This is a genomic window from Roseivivax sp. (assembly GCF_054552075.1).
Window position 1 is genome coordinate 34,189 of the sequence record NZ_JBTOLZ010000017.1, and the last position, 17,863, is coordinate 52,051.

The 17,863-nt window shown below is 69.2% G+C and carries 18 protein-coding genes; 5 read left to right on the forward strand and 13 right to left on the reverse strand.

All coding sequences use genetic code 11. From position 1 onward, the window contains the following. Position 1 precedes the first annotated feature (1 nt). Together ACX938_RS13300 and ACX938_RS13305 are read right to left on the reverse strand one after the other, a co-directional pair. Positions 2–1,156, reverse strand: coding sequence for a polysaccharide biosynthesis/export family protein (locus tag ACX938_RS13300; RefSeq protein WP_232755069.1), 1,155 nt, complete (start codon positions 1,154–1,156; stop codon positions 2–4). A 99-nt stretch (positions 1,157–1,255) separates the two neighbouring features. Beyond that, positions 1,256–2,548, reverse strand: coding sequence for a capsule biosynthesis protein (locus ACX938_RS13305; protein WP_459431414.1), 1,293 nt, complete (start codon positions 2,546–2,548; stop codon positions 1,256–1,258). 124 nt (positions 2,549–2,672) lie between these two features. On the opposite strand from ACX938_RS13305, the gene ACX938_RS13310 reads away from it, so the two are divergent. Next, on the forward strand, positions 2,673–3,260 hold the full coding sequence (locus ACX938_RS13310; RefSeq protein WP_232755071.1) for a riboflavin synthase: 588 nt from the start codon (positions 2,673–2,675) through the stop codon (positions 3,258–3,260). Here ACX938_RS13310 and ACX938_RS13315 read toward each other — a convergent pair. The 3 genes from ACX938_RS13315 to ACX938_RS13325 form a co-directional block, all read right to left on the reverse strand. Beyond that, a complete protein-coding gene (locus ACX938_RS13315; RefSeq protein ID WP_459431415.1) occupies positions 3,230–4,399 on the reverse strand; it encodes an MFS transporter in 1,170 nt (389 codons plus the stop codon). The two genes, ACX938_RS13310 and ACX938_RS13315, sit on opposite strands and share 31 nt — an antisense overlap. 206 nt (positions 4,400–4,605) lie before the next feature. After that, entirely contained in the window at positions 4,606–4,956 is a 351-nt protein-coding gene (locus tag ACX938_RS13320; protein WP_232755073.1) for an ArsR/SmtB family transcription factor, read from the reverse strand. Between the two features lie 525 nt (positions 4,957–5,481). Then, positions 5,482–6,723, reverse strand: coding sequence for an FAD-binding domain-containing protein (locus ACX938_RS13325; protein ID WP_459431416.1), 1,242 nt, complete (start codon positions 6,721–6,723; stop codon positions 5,482–5,484). Positions 6,724–7,728: 1,005 nt separating this feature from the next. Here ACX938_RS13325 and ACX938_RS13330 point away from each other — a divergent pair. Beyond that, complete coding sequence (locus tag ACX938_RS13330) at positions 7,729–8,361, forward strand: ATP-dependent Clp protease proteolytic subunit (protein WP_232755075.1); 633 nt, start codon at positions 7,729–7,731, stop codon at positions 8,359–8,361. Between the two features lie 161 nt (positions 8,362–8,522). Continuing rightward, positions 8,523–9,788 (forward strand): ATP-dependent Clp protease ATP-binding subunit ClpX, encoded by a 1,266-nt coding sequence (gene clpX / locus ACX938_RS13335; protein ID WP_232755076.1) that lies wholly within the window; start codon positions 8,523–8,525, stop codon positions 9,786–9,788. Between the two features lie 84 nt (positions 9,789–9,872). Here the strand turns inward: clpX and ACX938_RS13340 are convergent, their stop codons facing one another. The 4 genes from ACX938_RS13340 to ACX938_RS13355 all read right to left on the reverse strand — a co-directional run bounded on the left by ACX938_RS13340 (position 9,873) and on the right by ACX938_RS13355 (position 12,676). Further along, positions 9,873–10,157, reverse strand: coding sequence for a type II toxin-antitoxin system RelE family toxin (locus ACX938_RS13340; RefSeq protein WP_459431417.1), 285 nt, complete (start codon positions 10,155–10,157; stop codon positions 9,873–9,875). Next, the gene (locus ACX938_RS13345) at positions 10,147–10,386 is read right to left on the reverse strand and encodes a type II toxin-antitoxin system Phd/YefM family antitoxin (RefSeq protein WP_232755078.1); all 240 of its coding nucleotides are present in this window, start codon (positions 10,384–10,386) and stop codon (positions 10,147–10,149) included. The genes ACX938_RS13340 and ACX938_RS13345 overlap by 11 nt, the downstream gene beginning before the upstream one ends. A 486-nt stretch (positions 10,387–10,872) precedes the next feature. Beyond that, positions 10,873–11,988: a glycosyltransferase 61 family protein gene (locus ACX938_RS13350; protein ID WP_459431418.1), complete on the reverse strand. Its 1,116-nt coding sequence runs from the start codon at positions 11,986–11,988 to the stop codon at positions 10,873–10,875. A 1-nt stretch (position 11,989) separates the two neighbouring features. Continuing rightward, entirely contained in the window at positions 11,990–12,676 is a 687-nt protein-coding gene (locus ACX938_RS13355) for an FkbM family methyltransferase (RefSeq protein WP_232755080.1), read from the reverse strand. A gap of 205 nt (positions 12,677–12,881) precedes the next feature. Here ACX938_RS13355 and ACX938_RS13360 point away from each other — a divergent pair, with 205 nt between their 5' ends. Together ACX938_RS13360 and ACX938_RS13365 are read left to right on the forward strand one after the other, a co-directional pair. After that, on the forward strand, positions 12,882–13,265 hold the full coding sequence (locus tag ACX938_RS13360; protein ID WP_232755081.1) for an NADH:ubiquinone oxidoreductase subunit NDUFA12: 384 nt from the start codon (positions 12,882–12,884) through the stop codon (positions 13,263–13,265). Further along, complete coding sequence (locus tag ACX938_RS13365; RefSeq protein WP_459431419.1) at positions 13,262–13,744, forward strand: DUF2155 domain-containing protein; 483 nt, start codon at positions 13,262–13,264, stop codon at positions 13,742–13,744. The genes ACX938_RS13360 and ACX938_RS13365 overlap by 4 nt, the downstream gene beginning before the upstream one ends. 427 nt (positions 13,745–14,171) lie before the next feature. Here the strand turns inward: ACX938_RS13365 and aat are convergent, their stop codons facing one another. The 4 genes from aat to ACX938_RS13385 form a co-directional block, all read right to left on the reverse strand. Continuing rightward, positions 14,172–14,807 (reverse strand): leucyl/phenylalanyl-tRNA--protein transferase, encoded by a 636-nt coding sequence (gene aat, locus ACX938_RS13370; protein ID WP_459431420.1) that lies wholly within the window; start codon positions 14,805–14,807, stop codon positions 14,172–14,174. Then, complete coding sequence (gene accC / locus ACX938_RS13375) at positions 14,804–16,156, reverse strand: acetyl-CoA carboxylase biotin carboxylase subunit (RefSeq protein ID WP_459431421.1); 1,353 nt, start codon at positions 16,154–16,156, stop codon at positions 14,804–14,806. The genes aat and accC overlap by 4 nt, the downstream gene beginning before the upstream one ends. An 8-nt stretch (positions 16,157–16,164) precedes the next feature. Beyond that, positions 16,165–16,665 (reverse strand): acetyl-CoA carboxylase biotin carboxyl carrier protein, encoded by a 501-nt coding sequence (accB, locus tag ACX938_RS13380; RefSeq protein ID WP_232755085.1) that lies wholly within the window; start codon positions 16,663–16,665, stop codon positions 16,165–16,167. 456 nt (positions 16,666–17,121) lie between these two features. Next, positions 17,122–17,613, reverse strand: coding sequence for a hypothetical protein (locus tag ACX938_RS13385; RefSeq protein ID WP_459431422.1), 492 nt, complete (start codon positions 17,611–17,613; stop codon positions 17,122–17,124). Positions 17,614–17,863 lie beyond the last annotated feature (250 nt).

A 17,863-nucleotide genomic window follows, 5' to 3' on the forward strand; every position in this document is an offset into this window, starting at 1 on the left:
ATCAGCCGCCCGGCAGTTCTGCGACCGAGGTGGTCAGATCCTGGATCGCGGTGACCGAGCCCAGCGAGCCGGTCAGCGCCGCGATGGTCTTGTCCCACTGCACGAAGGGCGCCTCGGTCACGTAGAGCGTGTCATCGTCGCGCACCACGAAGTCGCGCGCGGTGAACATGCCGTTGGGCTGCGTCAGGTCGAGCACATAGACCACGCGCTGCGCGCCCACGAGGTCGGTCCGGCCGAGCACCTGGTTGGCGATCTCGGCGGGCTCGTTGCGGAAGATGAAGACGCCGGTCGGATCCGAGGCGGTGGGCACCAGCCCGCCGACGGTGGCCAGGGCCTCCACGGCCGAAAGCGTCTGGCTCTCGAAGGGCACGCGGGCCTGGGTGCCGGTGGCGCCAAGCGCGGTGAAGGCGCGGGTGTCCTCGGAGATCAGGATCTTGTCGCCGCCGCGCAGCGCGATGTCCATCTGCGGGTTCTCGTAGAGGTCCTGGAACCAGATCTTGCCGGTATGGCCACCGCGCTGGACGGTGATCTGGGCGATCTCGGGGGGCACGGCGACGCCGCCGGCCTGGGCCAGCATGGCCGAGAGCGTGCGGGTCGGGCGCTCGATGGCGAAGACGCCCGAGGCGCCGCCCTCGCTGATGACGGTCACGGTGGAGCCGTCGCCCGCCATGCGGCGCACCTGCACCTGCGGGTCGGGGGTCTGGTCGGAGAGCCGGTCGGTGATGATCCGGCGCACGGCCTCGGGGGTGTTGCCCGCGGCGCGGATGCGCCCGGCGTAGGGCACGAAGATGAAGCCCGCGCCGTCGACCTGCACTTCCTCGAGCGCGGTGGCGTTCACGCCTTCGCCCGCCAGAAGCCCGTCGTCGACGTTCTCCCAGATCGTCAGCCCGAGGATGTCCCCGGGCGAGATCACGTCGGAGCCGACGACGCCGGCGTTCTGGAAATTCTCGGAAAACCCGAAAGAGGGCACCACGGCGGTCGCCCGGGTGACCCGGTCGTTGACCGCGATGACGAAGGCATCGCCTTCGCGCTGCACCGATCCGGCATAGATTTCACGTTTGTTCGGGCCCACGCGCGGAAGGCCGCAGGACGCCAGGATCGACGTCGCGACAAGAAGGGCGACACCCCGCGCCCACCGGGATTGAACGGCTGCCACTGCTCGGTCTCCTCGACCTGTTCTGTTCTGCCTCGGTCTTATTTTTTCCGCAGGCTACCGAGAAGACAGCACAAATGGAAGCTCGGAGGCCGGGCGGGCTCAGGTCACCGCGCGCAACTGTTGCCGCGGGGCCGCGGTGCCGCGCGAGAGCGCGTCATAGGGATCGTCCGGTGCCAGCATCATGTCGACCACCTGGCGCAGGAGCTGTCGGCGCCCGCGCGCGGAGTAGAAGCCGCCCGGAAGCTGGCTCGTCTCGAGCAGGTAGCGGCGGTAATCCTTGTAGGCGCGGTTGTCCGGCCGGGTCGGCTGCTGGAAGAACTCGGGCAAGGGCTGGGTCGAGACGAACTCGGGCTTGGCATAGACCGCATCGCCGAAGACCTTGAGCGGGATGCCCCGCCAGAGGACCTGCTGGGCGGCGGTGGAATTGACCGTCACCGCGCTGCGGGCGTCGTTCAGAAGCTGCGCCAGCTTGCCGCCGCGCACGTAATGCACCCGGTCGGCGATACCATGCGCCCGGGCCAGCGCCCGGATCGTGCGGCGCACCGGCACCCGGCCGTCCTCCAGCGGATGGGCCTTGAAGACCAGGTGGTGATGCCCCGGCGCGCCCTCGGCGAAGCCTTCGATCACCAGCTTGAGGAACTCGGGCATGGTGGCGAAGGGCGAATGTTGCTGGAAGCTCGAGTCGTGTTCGAGTTGCAGCAGTACCAGGTGATAGGGGAAGCCGCCGTAGCGGATGTGCGCCGTCTCGAAGAGCCGCTCCAGCGCGGTGAAGGGCATCAGCATCAGCCGGCGCAGATAAAGACGGAACTCCTTGGTCACCGGCAGCGCCCGGTGCGGGCGGAAGTTTCGATAGGCGCCGTTCCTGAGCATCACCATGCCGTGGTAGAGCGCGCCGTAGAAGATGTGGTGGCGCATGTCGCCCCAATGCGCGGGCGGCAGCGGGGCCTCCATGTCCGACAGCGCCAGCGCCGCCTGCATGTCCTCGACCGACATCCGCATGAGCCGCGAATGGCCGTTCGAGCCGCCGCGCTCGTAGGTGACCCAATAGGGGCGCATGTAGCCTTCCTCGAAGACATGCACGGTCAGGCCGCGGGCGCGGGCCTCGGCCACCGCCTCGGCGTGGATGCGCCGCACGTCGCCGTAGAGCACGATGTCGGTCACGCGTTTTTCCGACAGGATCGCGGCGAAGGTCTCGGGCCAGTCCTCGGCGCTGCCCTGGTAGGGCAGGTAGCTGCCGGGGTGGAACCAGAAGGCGCGGTCGCCGGCGTTGAAGCCGACCCGCCAGACCTCGGCCCCGGTCTTGCGCAGCATGGTGCCGAGCCGGTGGAAGAACGGTCCGTGCGGCCCCTGCAGGAACAGGAAGACGCGTCTGTCTCCGGTTGCGTAACCCATGGTGTCGGTCTATTTCCCCGATTGACTAGAGCGAGAGCCTAGACGGGGTGCTAGGCGAAAATAAGGCCCGAGATGGCCCGAACCGCCCCGTCTGCGGCAAAGACACGACCCAAGGGAAAGCCCGATGTTCACCGGACTGATCACCGATATCGGCGAGCTGCGCGCGCTCGAGCAGCGCGGCGACCTGCGCGCCCGCATTGCCACCGGCTACGACACCCAGACCATCGAGATCGGCGCCTCGATCGCCTGCGACGGGGTCTGCCTGACCGCCGTGGCGGTGGGGGCCGACTGGTTCGACGTGGAGATCAGCGCCGAAAGCGTCTCCAAGACCAATATCGGCGCCTGGTCGGTGGGCTACCGCGTGAACCTCGAACGGGCCCTGCGCATGGGCGACGAGATGGGCGGGCATATCGTCTCGGGCCATGTCGACGGCGTGGCCGAGATCACCCGCATGGAGGACGACGGCGACAGCACCAAGGTCACCTTCCGCGCCCCCGATCACCTGGCGAAGTTCATCGCGCCCAAGGGCTCGGTGGCGCTGAACGGCACCTCGCTGACGGTCAATGACGTCGAAGGTTCGGAGTTCTGGGTGAACTTCATCCCGCACACCAAGGAGGCCACCACCTGGGGCGCCGCCGAGGTGGGCGAGCGCATCAACCTCGAGATCGACATGCTGGCGCGCTACGTGGCGCGGCTCTCCGAGGCGGGCTGACGGGCGCGGCGGCGCGCCATCACGGCGTGCACGCCGAAGCCCGCGAGATAGCAGAAGATCAGCGCCCCGAGCGCGGCCTGCGGGCCGCCGATCCCCAGAAGCGCCAGCACCACCGGCGTGCCGGTCAGATTGCCGAGGTTGCCCATCTGCGCGATGGCGCCATTGGCCATGGCCCGGTCGGCCGGCCGCCGGGCGAGCTGCGGCACCGCCGCGAAGCCCGCCGCCTGCACCAGCCCCAGCGTCAGGAAGAGCGCGATGACCGCCGTGGTGGTCCCGGGGCTGAGAAGCGCCCAGAGCGTGCAGCCCGCCGCGAGGGCAAAGCCCAGCATCGAGATGGAGACCGCGCTCAGCCGCGACAGGAGCGCCACGCCCAGCGTCAGCGAGGTCAGGATCGCCGCGAGCGGCAGCACGGTCGCCAGCCAGATCGGCGCGCCGGGGGCGATCTGCGGCAGCAGGACCAGCACCGCGACGAAGGTGAAGGTGTAGAACAGCCAGCCCCAGCCCGGCGCCGAGAGCCAGGCGTCGGAGTAAAGCGCCAGGTGCTGGCGCAGGATGCCCGCGCGGCGGGTCACCTCGGGCTCGCCCGGGGTGGCGCGCGGCAGGACCGGCGCCAGAAGCCCCGCCATGGCCAGCAGGTAGACCGCATGGGCGAGCAGCAGCCCGTCGAGCCCATAGGCCGCGATCACCGCGGGCCCGGCCCAGGCGGCGGCCGCGAAAGCCACCGAGAAGAAGGTGCTCCAGAGCGTCATCGCCGCGGGCCGCAGCCGGTCGGGCGCGGTCTCGGCGATCAGCGTCGGGGCGGCGACCACGATGGCCAGATGCGAGAGCCCCTCGATCGTGCGCGCGGCCAGGAACAGCGGCAGCGCCGGCAGGGTCGCCTCAAGCGCCGACATGGCCGCGCCGAGGATCAGCCCGCCGATCAGCGCGCGCTTGGCGCCGAAGCGGGCCACCAGCCGCCCGGCGGACAGGCCGAAGACCAGGCCCAGGAGGCTGAGGAGCGAGACCGCAAAGCCGAGCGCCGCCCCGGCGTCGGTATAGACCTCGGAGAGCGCGTCGAAGCCGACGGCCAGCTTGGCGTATTGCGCCGCAGCGCCAAGGCCCGCGACCCAGATCGCGAGGATGAGAAGGATGGGGCGCATGGGAACCTCGAAGGCGGCGGGGACGCCGGAGGTGTGGCAGAGCCGCGGCGGGAAAGGAAGCCCCGCCGGGGTCCGGGGGTGTGGGACGGGGGCGTCTTGGGGCCGCCCGCCGTGCCCGGGGCCGGCCCGCCTGTCAGGCCGGCGCCCTGGGTGTCAGTGCCGGGCGCTTATCGGGGAAAAGACCCGACGCGGCCCGGCTGTCGCGCTCAGGCTTCAGCCGTGGCGCTTTCGGCGCAGAACAGCCCGTGCACGCATTCGAGCAGCACCTTGGGCTTCTCGTCGGCCAGGCTGTAGAAGATGCCCTTGCCCTCGCGGCGGCTGACCACCAGCCCTTCCGAGCGCAGCCGCGCGAGTTGCTGGCTGACCGCTGCCTGGCGCACCTGGAGCAGGGTTTCGAGTTCGGTCACGCTCTTCTCGCCGCTGACGAGATGGCAAAGGATCATCAGCCGACCCTCGTGGCTGATCGCTTTGAGAAACTGGGCCGCATCGCCGGCATTGCGGCGCAGGGCCTCGGCCTGCTGTGGGGTTTCGATGTCGATGGGAAGAGAAATTGTCATTTGAAATTATCCTCGTAGGCCGGATCGGCAGGCTGCCAAGTCGCAGGACGCCTCAACCCTTGCGGGATAATCGAAAGCGCCGTTCGAGCCAAGGCGGTTGTCCGCTCATGGGGCTGGACACGCTGGGCGCGAGGGGGTGACGCGCACGTCATGGCCTTGCCATGACGCGATAAGCGCGAATGACGCCTACGACGAAAGTCGTATGTCAGATATTAAGCTTCCGCAAGGTAACGCTAACGGGTTTGGGCCCCCACAATCGCTAAAGGCGAGCCGCCGCGGCGCGGCGTGGTGAGGCGGCGGGGCAGGGTGCCTTCGGGGAAGGTGGCGCAGGGTTGGTGCGGGGCTTCGTGGGTGGCCGCAAGGTTGCGCGCTGGTGCGGGCGGGCAGGCGCGGGGCCGATCGTCGCAAGGCGCGCAGGTTGGTGAGGCGCATCTGGTTCGTGGCTATCCGCCGCGTGACGCGGGTGCCGACGCGCGCCGGGGCAGCCTGCAGCGCACGTGGCCACCCCCAGCCCGGCCCTATCCCTCAGACCGGGCCGATGCCCTTCAGCGCGCCGAGAAGCCCCGGAATCCGGTCCTTGAACTTGAAGAACCCCTTGGTCGCATGCGGCCAGGCGCGGGCGTCATAGCCCCGGAGCGGGCGGCGGAGCGGCAGCCCCTCGATCTCGCGCAGGATGTCGGCGCTGGGCCCGACGGGGGCGTAACTCGTCACGATCTCCTCGGCGCCCGCGTCCCGCGCCCAGGCGGTGATCTCCTCGGCGCTGGTCAGCCCGCGCGTCACCGGGCCGAGCGCATCGCCATGGCGGGCGAGGGCATCCTCCATCGCGGCGGCCTTGAAGGCGGGCACATGCGGCGCGGGCGCGAGGTGGCTGAGCCGCCCCGTGGCATCCAGCACCCCGGTCGCAAGCGGCGCGAGCCCCATCTCCAGGAGCCAGCCGGGCGAGAGGTCGTCCTCGTGCAGGAGCAGCACCGCGCGGCTTCCGGGGTCGAGAGGGTCGCCCTCGGGCGCGGCCATGGGCGGCGGGTTCTCGGGGCCCGGCACCGGCAGCGCCTCGGCGGCGAGCTGGTGCTTGGGGTGGAAGCGCTCGTTGGTGAACTTGCGGATGTTCCGCGCGGTCGCGAGATAGGTCTTGCCCGGCGTCTGCAGCCCCGCGACCCAGCGCCAGCCCAGCGTGTTCGAGGCCGGATCGCCGTCGAGCAGGTGGCGCAGGAAGAAATCCGCGCCGAGCGCCCAGGGTAGCCGCAGGGTGAAGATCCAGATCGAGGCGAACCACATCCGCGCGTGGTTGTGCAGGTAGCCGGTCGCGGCGAGCTCCCGCGCCCAGGCGTCGAAACAGTCGATCCCGGTCTCGCCGAGGCAGGCCTCCTCCCAGGCGCGGCGCAGGCCAGATTGCGTCTGCACCCGGTCCCAGGCGGCGTCGCGCGTGGCCAGGTAGTCCTGCCAGACGCTCGGGCGCATCTCGAGCCAGCCCTTGAAGTAGCTGCGCCAGAAGACCTCCTGGATGAACTTCTCGGCGGCCTTGGGGGCGTGCCGGGCGAGGGTGGCTGTGAGCACCTCCTCCTCGGTCAGGAGCCGGTGGCGCAGGTAGGGCGAGAGCTTTGAGACCGCCGAGGGCGCCTCGGGCCCCGGGTCGGTGTTGCGCCCCTCGGCATAGGCGCGCCCGGCGCCGGGCAGGAAGGCCTCGAGCCGCGCCAGCCCCGCCGTGCGGGTCGGCGGGCTCCGGTCGAGCGGGTCGCGGGCGGGGGTCTTGGTGCTGTCCTCGGGCATGGGGAGGGCAGATAGGCGCGGGCGCGGGTGCGGCAATGCGGGGCGGTGGCGGCTGGGGGAGGGCGCATTGACGCGGGGGTGGGCAGTGCGATGCGGGGTGGGCGGTGCCTGGAACGCGTCGGGCGGTGCCTGGGTAGCGGGGCGGGCGGTTCCCTGCGACGCGTCGGGCCGTGCCTGGGTAGCGGGGCCGACAGTTTCTGGGACGCCGGGTGCAGTGCCCGGTGCGTGTGCGGCGCGGGGTTGAGCGCGCGACAAGCGGGACGACATCGGGAACTCGCCGATCAGACCGCTGGCACTGCGCGCTCCGGCTCACACCCGCACCCCTTGCGCCCGAACAGCACCGAAGGTGCCGGGCGCGCGCCGGACCGGCCCAATGGACCGGCGCTCTTGGGAGTGGCGTGCTTAACTCATCGCTAGTCCTGACCTTGTTGGGATAAAGCGCCTCGCGCAGAGGTCAGCAGCGCCGGCCCCCGGTCCGGCGCGCGCCCTCTGGTGGTGTGTGTTGAGAGGGCGGCGGGGTGTGGGTGTTAGGGTATGGGCTGTTCTTCTGGGGGCAGCGCCGGGCTGGGGACAGCATCGGGGAGTGCTCGGACGGCAGCATCGGAGCCGGTCTGGTGGCAGCGCCGGGGATGCACTTCATCCAGAGACCGGCCCGGGCCGGGGCCAACTGCGGCCTCTTGCCCTCCGGCCACCTCATGTTGCCCAGCATCACCAGACACCAGACACCAGACACCAGACACCAGACACCAGACACCGGACACCGGACACCAGACACCAGACACCCGCACACCCCAGCGCCACCTGCGAACGCCCGCCGTCACTCCCCCATCACACCACCCTCAACCGCCCACACCCCCGCACCCTCCCCCAACCCCAGCCAAAATCGCGCCGGGATGACGCGGGATTCGCGGGGGTGGGCCTCTTGCAGGCCCCCGGGGGGACCACTAAGACTCTCCCGACGCGGCATCCGCGACGGATTTCCCAGAAGCGACCGAGGCAGGCCCGATGACCGATCCTTTCGAGACATACATGAACACGCTCGTGCCCATGGTGGTCGAGCAGACCAGCCGCGGCGAGCGGGCCTATGACATCTTCTCGCGCCTCCTGAAGGAGCGCATCGTCTTCCTCAACGGGCCGGTGCACGACGGCATGTCGAGCCTGATCGTGGCGCAGCTCCTGCACCTCGAGGCCGAGAACCCGAACAAGGAAATCTCGATGTACATCAACTCGCCCGGCGGCGTGGTGACATCGGGTCTGTCGATCTACGACACCATGCAGTACATCAAGCCGGCGGTCTCCACGCTGGTGATCGGGCAGGCGGCCTCGATGGGCTCGCTGCTCCTGGCGGGCGGCGCCAAGGACATGCGCTTCTCGCTGCCCAACAGCCGGATCATGGTTCACCAGCCCTCGGGCGGCTACCAGGGCCAGGCGACCGACATCATGATCCACGCCGAGGAGACGCTGAAGCTGAAGCGGCGGCTGAACGAGATCTACGTCCACCACACCGGGCAGGACTACGACACCGTCGAATCCGCGCTCGAGCGCGACAACTTCATGTCGCCCGAGGCGGCCCGCGACTGGGGGCTGATCGACGATATCGTGACCAGCCGTGCCGCGGGAGACGAGGCCAAGTCCTGAGGGCGCGCGCCGCGGCGCAGGCGCGACCCTGCGCCGCCCGCGACATATTTGTGATTGTAGGGCTGCCATGGCTGCCCTAAGATTCTGGGACTTGGCGAGACCGGAATAAGAGCGGGATGCCCGCGCCATGTCCGATTGAAGCGGGCCGAGAAAGGGTGACGATGGCGACGAATAACGGCGGCGACAGCAAGAACACGCTGTATTGCAGTTTCTGCGGAAAAAGCCAGCACGAGGTGCGCAAGCTCATCGCCGGTCCCACGGTGTTCATCTGCGACGAATGCGTCGAGCTGTGCATGGACATCATCCGGGAAGAGACGAAGGGCACCGGGCTCAAATCCACCGACGGCGTGCCGACCCCGCACGAGATCTGCCAGGTGCTGGACGATTACGTGATCGGCCAGGCCAAGGCCAAGCGCGTGCTCTCGGTGGCGGTGCACAACCACTACAAGCGTCTGAACCATTCGGCGAAAAGCTCCGACATCGAGCTGAACAAGTCGAACATCCTGCTGATCGGCCCGACCGGCTGCGGCAAGACGCTCTTGGCGCAGACGCTGGCGCGCATCCTCGATGTGCCCTTCACCATGGCGGATGCGACCACGCTGACCGAGGCGGGTTATGTCGGCGAGGATGTCGAGAACATCATCCTCAAGCTCCTGCAGGCCTCGGAATACAACGTCGAGCGGGCGCAGCGCGGCATCGTCTACATCGACGAGGTCGACAAGATCACCCGCAAGTCCGAGAACCCCTCGATCACCCGGGACGTCTCGGGCGAGGGCGTGCAGCAGGCGCTTCTGAAGCTGATGGAAGGCACGGTGGCGAGCGTGCCGCCCCAGGGCGGGCGCAAGCATCCCCAGCAGGAGTTCCTGCAGGTCGACACCACCAACATCCTGTTCATCTGCGGCGGCGCCTTCGCGGGGCTCGACAAGATCATCGCGCAGCGCGGCAAGGGCTCGGCCATGGGCTTCGGCGCCGATGTGCGCGGGGTCGACGACCGCAACGTCGGCGAGATCTTCCAGGACCTCGAGCCCGAGGACCTGCTGAAGTTCGGCCTGATCCCCGAATTCGTCGGCCGCCTGCCGGTCCTGGCGACGCTCGAGGACCTCGACGACGAGGCGCTGGTCACCATCCTGACCCAGCCGAAGAACGCGCTGGTCAAGCAGTACCAGCGGCTCTTCGAGATCGAGGACACGGTGCTGACCTTCACCGATGACGCGCTCAAGGCCATCGCGCAGCGCGCCATCGCCCGGAAAACCGGCGCCCGCGGCCTGCGGTCGATCCTCGAGGACATCCTGCTCGACACGATGTTCGAGCTGCCCGGGATGGACGAGGTCAACGAGGTGGTGGTGAACGAGGAAGCGGTGAGCGCCGAGGCGAAACCGCTGATGATCTACGCCGACCAGAAGAAGGAAGGCACCTCAGCGAGCTGAGGGAGCCTTTCGGGTCGAGATTTGCGGAAGGCGGCGCGCCGAGGGGCGGGCCGCCTTTTGCGTTGGGGGGGATCAGTGGTGGGATCAATCGCGGGCGCTGGCCGTACGGTAGACCGCACCGCGGTCGCGTTTTCCGACGGCCACGACAAGCACGACCACATCGCTTTCCCGCACCTCGTAGACCAGTCGATACCCCGAAGCACGCAGCTTGATCTTGTAGCGGTTGCGCGCGCCGCGCAGCCGCGCCGCGGGCACATGCGGGGCCTCGAGCCGCTCCGCGAGCTTGCGTTTCAGCTGCCGCTGCACCGAGGCGTCGAGCGTGTCCCACTCCTTCTTCGCGACTTTCAGGAAGCGGAGCTCATAGCTCATCGAGCGAAACCGAGACCTCTTCTCCGCCGGCGCGTGCGTCGGCCAGGGCATTGAGTTCGGCGTCTTCCAGGCGGTCCATGATCTCGTCGAAGAGATCGGCGGGCACGGCGTAGAAGGCCGGGGCGTTGTGATTGAGAACCGCCAGCGGCTCCTCTCCGATCAGCGCCATGGGGTTGCGCTTGAACTCGGTGATGCTGGCGGTGGGGCCGGATTGGATATGCGCGGGCATGGTATGGCTCCTTATGTGGGGCTAAATATGGAGCTGATTTTGGGGCTTGGCAAGGTGTTGGGTCGTTGTCGCGGATGGGGTCATCAACGCGCTAGATCCGGTTGGGCGTGCGAATTCCCAACCTTGTGCACGGCGCGTTGTCCCTTCTTGCGCCCGAATAGCACCGAAGGTGCCGGGCGCGCGCCGGACCGGCCCCTTGGGCCGGCGCTCCTTGGGATGGCGTGATTAGCTCGCGTCTCGTCCTGACCTGGCAGCCATAAAGCGCTTCGCTCAGAGGTCAGCAGCGCCGGCCCCCGGTCCGGTGCGCGCCCTCTGGTGGGATGTGTTGAGAGGGGGGGCGGGGAGTGTCGGCTGGTCAGGTTGCGCTTCGGGACAGAGGTCAAACGCGATTTGCGTTCGGGAGTGTTGAACCATCCCGCTGTCGTCGAACCGCTGGGCGCCTCTGCGGATTTACGGGATCTGTCTCTCAGCCCTCGCCCAAACCCCTCACTCCACCCGCGCTTCCGCCCTCCGACGGGGCTCGTATTTGTCCCCGATCACCCGGCGCACGTCCGACCAGCGCAGCCGCTCCCAGGCGGGGCCGTCGGAGATGAAGCCCTGCGCGACCAGCGCCTGGCGCAGCTCCTCCATATGGATCACCCCTAGGTCGTGGCGCTTCTTGAAGCCGCCCTTCTTCTTCAGGATGCGCTGCAGCCGGGCGATCTCGATCAGTTCGATCCCGCAGAAACTGCGCAGGTGCCGGGCGATCATCTCGGTGGCACCGGACTGGCGGCGCAGGATCATGCCGACGCGCTGGTCGGGGCGGCCGACAAAGCCGAAGAGATGCAGCGCCGAGCCCTCGGCGGCGAGCACCTGGCGGGCGGCCTTGTAGCGCGCCACCTGGGTCGGCAGGTCGTGATCCTGGGGGTGGAAGATCTCGTAGCCCTCGGCTTCCAGGTGCCCCTCGAGCCGGCTCTCCCCGATCAGCCCGCCCTTGGAGAGCCCGAGCTTCGAGCGCGAGATATAGAGCCGCTCCGGTCCTTCCGCAGGCACGTCGCGGCCGAACTCCGCCATGAAGGCGCGGAAGGCGGGCGTGCCTGAGACGATCTCGCCCAGGCCGAAACCCTGGCCGGGCACGACCAGCTCTTCCACCTCGGTCGGGCGGGTCGCCACATGCACCGGCAGGTCGCAGCCCGCGAGCTGCCAGAAGGCGCGCTGCCAGCCGGCGACCTCCTGGCCGCGGGCGGGGCGCTTGGGAATGTAGAGGATGCCGTCGAAGGGGCCCTGGCCGGCCTCGAGCCCCCAGAGCCGCCCGGTGCTCTCGACCAGGAAATGGCCGAAATGCACCCAGAGAACGCCGCCCCAGAGCCAGCGGCCGGGCAGCACCTCGGGTGGGCCGGCGGGCGGCGCGGCAGGGGCCGCGGGCGCCAGCGTCAGCGCGCGGTGGTTGCGCCAGAAGGCGCCGGTCTCGCAATGGCTGCCGTCGGCGCGCAAGACGCCCGCGGCCTGGCGGAAGGCGCTTTCCGCGGGCGGCACGACCAGCGCGCCGCGCAGGCTCTCGATCTCCTGCGACCAGCCGCCCTCGGGCAGGGGGCGGTCCGAGGCATCCCCGGGCATGGCCATCTCAGCCCTCCCGGATCGCGGTCCAGACCAGCCGGGTCGAGACCTCCTCGTGTTTGGCAAAGCCCGCGCGGGTCAGGATGCGCTTGCATTCGCGCATGCCCTCGCGGCCGTAGACGCCGGGGTGGAACTCGATCACCAGGGCGCGCAGGCCGGTCAGATCGGCGGCGCGCAGGAAATCGAGCTCGCCCCCCTCGATGTCGCAGAGAAGCACCGTCGGCGCCTCGGCCTCGCGCAGCGCCGCCCAGCTTTGTGTCGGCACCTCGACCGGGCGCGAGCGCCGCGCCTCGGGCGCGATCAGAGAGGAGCCGAGGTAGGAGGCATGGATGTGGAAAGTCCGGGTCTCGGGGCGGTCGGGGCCCGCGTCGACCACCGCCTGGCGCAATTCGAGCCGATGCTCGAGCCCGTTGAGCGCATAGAGCCCGCGGATATGCTCCTGCAGCTCGGGGTTCGGCTCGAAGGCCAGGATGCGCGCTGGCGCGCGGTTGAGCGCGGTCACCGCCCCGACGAGCCCCAGCCCCGCGCCCAGTTCGATCACCCGGTCGCCGGGGCGCACGACGGCAAGCGCGCCGCGGATCTCGTCGCCCTCGTAGCGGGCGGCGGCGATCCGCTGGATGCGCGTCTCGGTCAGGAAGGGCGACTGCGGCACCTGCACCCCGTGGCAGGTGGCGGCGATGGCGATGTCTTTCATGGCGCTGCTCGGCGGCCTCCTTGTCGGGGTCAAGCCTAGCAGAGCCTGCCCCCCGCGCCCAAGCTGGCACCGCGGGGGTTAAGGCGGAATTTTTCCCCGGTGGGGAGGTTTTGCCGCGCCCCGGGCCGCCTGCGGCACCGGGGTCTCTGGACGCCGCGCGGGCAATGGTGCATACCCGGGCGCGACAGCATCCGGAGGTTCCTCGATGGGGATTCTGCAAACCCTTCTGCGGGCCGTGACGTGGTGGAACGGTCAGACCCTCAACACCCAGTTCTGGACCTGGCGCCACGGCCAGAAGGTGGGCGAGGACCAGCAGGGCAACGTCTTCTACCAGACCCGCGACGGCAAGCGCCGCTGGGTCATCTTCAACGGCGAGGCCGAGGCGACCCGCGTCGACCCCGACTGGCACGGCTGGCTGCACCACACCTTCAAGGAGCCGCCGACCGAACGCCCGCTGCCCCACAAGTCCTGGGAAAAGCCGCATATCGAGAACCTGACGGGCACGGCCCTGGCCTATGCGCCCAAGGGCTCGATCCGCCAGGCCGATCCGGCGGAACGCTCGGACTACGAGGCCTGGAGCCCCGAGTGAGCCGGGCGCTCAGGTCCGCCGTCCTGACGCTGGCGCTGGGAGCCGCGGCGCTGCCCGGACTGGCGCAGGACACCACGATCATTACCCCGCAGCCGCGCCCCGAGGGGGCGGCGGAGGGGCTCGAGGGCGCCGACCCCGATGCGGCGCCGCGCCCGCTGCCCGAGGTCGATGCCGGTCCTGCCGTGGTCAGCGGCAGCGGCGCGGTGCTGCGCACGCTCGACAAGCTGAACGGCACCACCGAGGATCTGAACGTGCCGAGCCGCCAGGCCATGCGCACCGGCCGGATCGAGGTGGCGGTGGCCGAATGCCGCTATCCCGCGGGCGACCCCGCGCGCGACGCTTATGCCTATGTGATCGTGCGCGAGGTCGACGAGGAGCAGCCGGTCTTCGCCGGCTGGATGATCGCCTCGGCGCCGACGATCAACCCGATGGACCACGCCCGCTACGACGTCTGGGTGCTGCGCTGCGCGACGTCCTGAGGGGCGGGTGCCGTGTTCCCTCTGTAGATGCTGGTTGAGAGGGTGTTGGCCTCGGCGCCAGGGAATCCACGCAGACAGTTGCGCAAACGCACTCCATTCAAGCCCTCACTTCTTGCGCCCGAACAGCACCGAAGGTGCCGGGCGCGCGCCGGACCGGCCCCTTGGGCCGGCGCTCTTGTGGGTGGCGTGCCTAGTTCGCCTTTAGTCCTGACCTTGCTGGGATTAAGCGCCTCGCTCAGAGGTCAGCAGCGCCGGCCCCCGGTCCGGCGCGCGCCCTCTGTCGGTGATGGTTGAGAGGGTGGTGGGCGTGGACACGGTGTGAGGTCCGCTGAACAGCTGTTCGCACTGGCGTGCTCAGTTCCAGCCAGATTGCTCTTGTGCGCTCTGATTTGATCGTGGTGGTCGCACGGTCGGCGTCTCCCCCGACCTACCCCCGCCCGGTCAACCGCGCGACCACCTCGCGGCCCGACGCCGCGAGCGGGGTCTCGGAGAACCGGCCTTCCTCCTTCAGCGCCGCCTTCAGCCGGGCCTGGTAGGCCGTGCGGCTGATCTCCTCGGCGCCGAGCGAGGCCAGGTGATGGGTCAGGAACTGGGTGTCGAAGAGCCGGTAGCCCGCCCGCGTCAGGTGATCCACCAGCCAGGCCAGCGCCACCTTGGAGGCGTCGCGGCGGCGCGAGAACATGCTCTCGCCGCAGAAGGCCGCGCCGACGGAGACGCCGTAGACCCCGCCGACCAGCGCGCCCTCCTCCCAGACCTCGAGGCTATGCGCCTCACCGGCGGCATTCAGCGCCGAATAGACGCGCAGGATCTCGTCGTTGATCCAGGTTTCCTCGCGGTCTGCGCAGCCGCGCATCACGCCCGCGAAATCGCGGTTCAGGCTGACCTGGAAGCGGTCCTGCCGGAGCGTCCGGGCGAGGCTCCTCGAGACGTGGAAGCCGTCGAGCGGGATCACCCCGCGGAACTTCGGGTCGACCCAGAAAATCTCCGGGTCGTCCCGGCTTTCGGCCATCGGGAAGACGCCGACCCGATAGGCCTGCAGGATCAGCTCGGGCGAGACGCTCACTTGTCTCCGAAGGTGGCCTCGAGCCAGTGCTCCAGCCAGTGGATGTTGTAGTCCCCGCTCCGCACGTCCTCGTTCTCGAGCAGCATCCGGAAGAGCGGGATGGTCGAATCGACGCCATCCACGATCAGCTCGCCCAGGGCCCGGTCGAGCCGGGCAAGCGCCTCGGCGCGGTCGCGGCCATGCACGATCAGCTTGCCGATCAGGCTGTCGTAATAGGGCGGGATCTTGTAGCCCTCATAAAGCGCGCTATCCATCCGCACGCCGAGGCCGCCCGGCGCGTGATACTGGGTGATCTTGCCCGGCGAGGGCGCGAAGTTCGGCAGTTTCTCGGCGTTGATCCGGGCCTCGATGGCATGGCCGTTGATCGTCAGGTCGTCCTGGCCGAAGGACAGCGGCATCCCGGCGGCGACGCGGATCTGTTCGCGCACCAGGTCGACGCCGAAGATCGCCTCGGTCACCGGGTGTTCGACCTGCAGGCGGGTGTTCATCTCGATGAAGTAGAACTCGCCGTTCTCGTAGAGGAACTCGATGGTGCCGGCGCCGGCGTAGTTGATCTTGGCGACCGCATCGGCGCAGACCTTGCCGATCCGCGCGCGCTCTTCCTCGGAGATGATCGGGCCGGGGGCCTCTTCGAGCACCTTCTGGTGGCGGCGCTGCAGCGAGCAGTCGCGCTCGCCCAGGTGGACCGCCTGGCCCTTGCCGTCGCCGAAGACCTGGATCTCGATGTGGCGCGGCGTGGTGAGGTATTTCTCGATATAGACCTCGTCGTTGCCGAAGGCGGCCTTGCCCTCGGAGCGCGCGGTCTGGAAGGCGCGTTCCATCTCGGCGGCGGAATTGGCCACCTTCATGCCGCGGCCGCCGCCGCCGGCGGTGGCCTTGATGATCACCGGGTAGCCGATCTCTTCGCCGATCTTGCGGGCGGTCTCGAGGTCGGGCACGCCGCCTTCGGAGCCGGGTACGCAAGGCACGCCGAGCTCCTTCATGGTGTCCTTGGCGGTGATCTTGTCGCCCATGATGCGGATGTGCTCGGCGCGCGGACCGATGAAGGTCAGCCCGTGGTCCTCGACGATCTGCACGAAACGGGCGTTCTCCGAGAGAAAGCCGTAGCCCGGGTGGATCGCCTGGGCGCCGGTCACCTCGCAGGCCGAGATGATCGCCGGGAAGGAGAGGTAGCTGTCGGTCGAGGAGGCCGGGCCGATGCAGATGGTCTCATCGGCCATGCGCACATGCATGGCGTCGGCATCGGCGGTGGAATGCACCGCGACCGAGGCGATGCCCATCTCGCGGCAGGCGCGCACCACGCGGAGCGCGATTTCCCCGCGGTTGGCGATCAGGATCTTGTCGAACATGCGCGGCCTCACTCGACGATGACGAGCGGGGCGCCGTATTCCACGGGCGCGCCATCCTCGACGAGGATGCGCTTGACGGTGCCCGAGGCCGGGGCGGGGATGTGGTTCATCGTCTTCATCGCCTCGACGATGATCAGCGTGTCGCCCTCGTTGACCTGGCTGCCGACCTTGATGAAGGCGGGGGAGCCGGGCTCGGGCTGCAGGTAGACCGTGCCGACCATGGGCGAGAGCACCGCGCCGGGATGGGCAGCGGGATCCTCGGGCATCTCGGGGGCCGGGGCCGGGGCGCTTTGACCTTGCGCCGGGGCCGCGGGGGCGGCCTGGGGTGCGGCGGGCACCTGGACCTGTGCCGGCGCGGCCTGCGGCTGGGCGCGGCTCACGCGGACATTGAGACTGTCATTGTCGGCATATTCGCGCTTGACCTGCAGTTCGGTCAGATCGTTCTCGCGCAGCAGTTCCGCCAGTGCCTGGATGAAGGCAACGTCGGACTCATGGGTGTTCTTGCTCATACCGTCCTCAACGAATGCGCCTGCCGCCTGCGGCAGTCTGTCCTGTTACGTCGGGTCGCTTATAGGCCAAGCGCGGGCGAGTGAAAAGCGACGCGGCATACCTAATGGGCCCGGGCTCGATTGCTGGGCGCAGTTAGAACGCGCGGGCGGCGGGGGCAAGCGGGAAGGCGGGGGCGATCACGGGGGCGCGGGGGGGGCGGCGCGTTGGATCGGTGAAGCGGTTGGGCACAGGGGGCGAGGTGCGGCGGTTGGGCAGAGGGTGGCGAAGTGCGGCTCGGCCGGTGGTGAGCTTCGGGGGCGCTTGGGTCAGCTTGGTCAGCACGCGACGCGGGCTTTGAACGGCGGGGGGCGGATTGGGATCGGCGGCAGGCACCGGTCGGGAGCGCGCGCGAAGCCGCGCGGGCTTCTGCGCCACGCTGCGCGCATCTGCGGTTCCGGGTTTTGTTGTGCGGCCGCTCAGAGCGGCGGGGCCGCGTAGGGATCCGCGGCGCGCACCGGTTGCGACAGGAGCTGGACCACCGAGGCATCTTGCTCCGTGGTGGGCTTCGAGGTGCTTGGGCCTGGGCGCGCAGGCGTCTCGGCGGGCCGTGCCGTCTTCTCCGGGGCCGGGGCCGCCTGCGCCTCGGCGGTCCGCGCCTTGTCCTCCTCCGCCTTGTCGGACTGCGCGCTCTCGGTCTGCGCGTTCAGCAACGCCGCGATCCGGAGCTGCAGGATCGAAGGCGGCGCCACGTTGTCGTCGGGGTTCAGCATGAGGTCGACCGGATCGGGTTGCCCTGCGCGCAGCGGCACCGGCGCCTGCCGCCGCGTGTCCCCGCCGCTCCGCGTCTCGGTCTCGGCGCTGGCGGTTGGTCTTTCGGGCGAGCGCAGGGGCTCGACCGGCGCCTGCGCCGCTGCGAGCGGCGCCGGGGCGAAACCTGCAAAATAGGACAGCCGTGCCAGAACCATCATGACCAAGCCTCCGGATGGATACGCGATACACAGGCCTTGCAAAGGGACAGAAGCCCGAAGGTCTAACGGTTAGATTGGGGTGCGAGGTTAAATTCGGGTTAATGAATGCGTCGAAAATGTGGCGGGAGGGGTGAGGGGGTGCCGGGTTTTGGCGGTGGTTGCGGTGGGTTTTGGAGTGAAGAAAATGCGGGTTTCTCTATCTCTGGCGCCTCTTCGCTGCCCTTCCGACCTCCACCCCAGCCTCTTCACC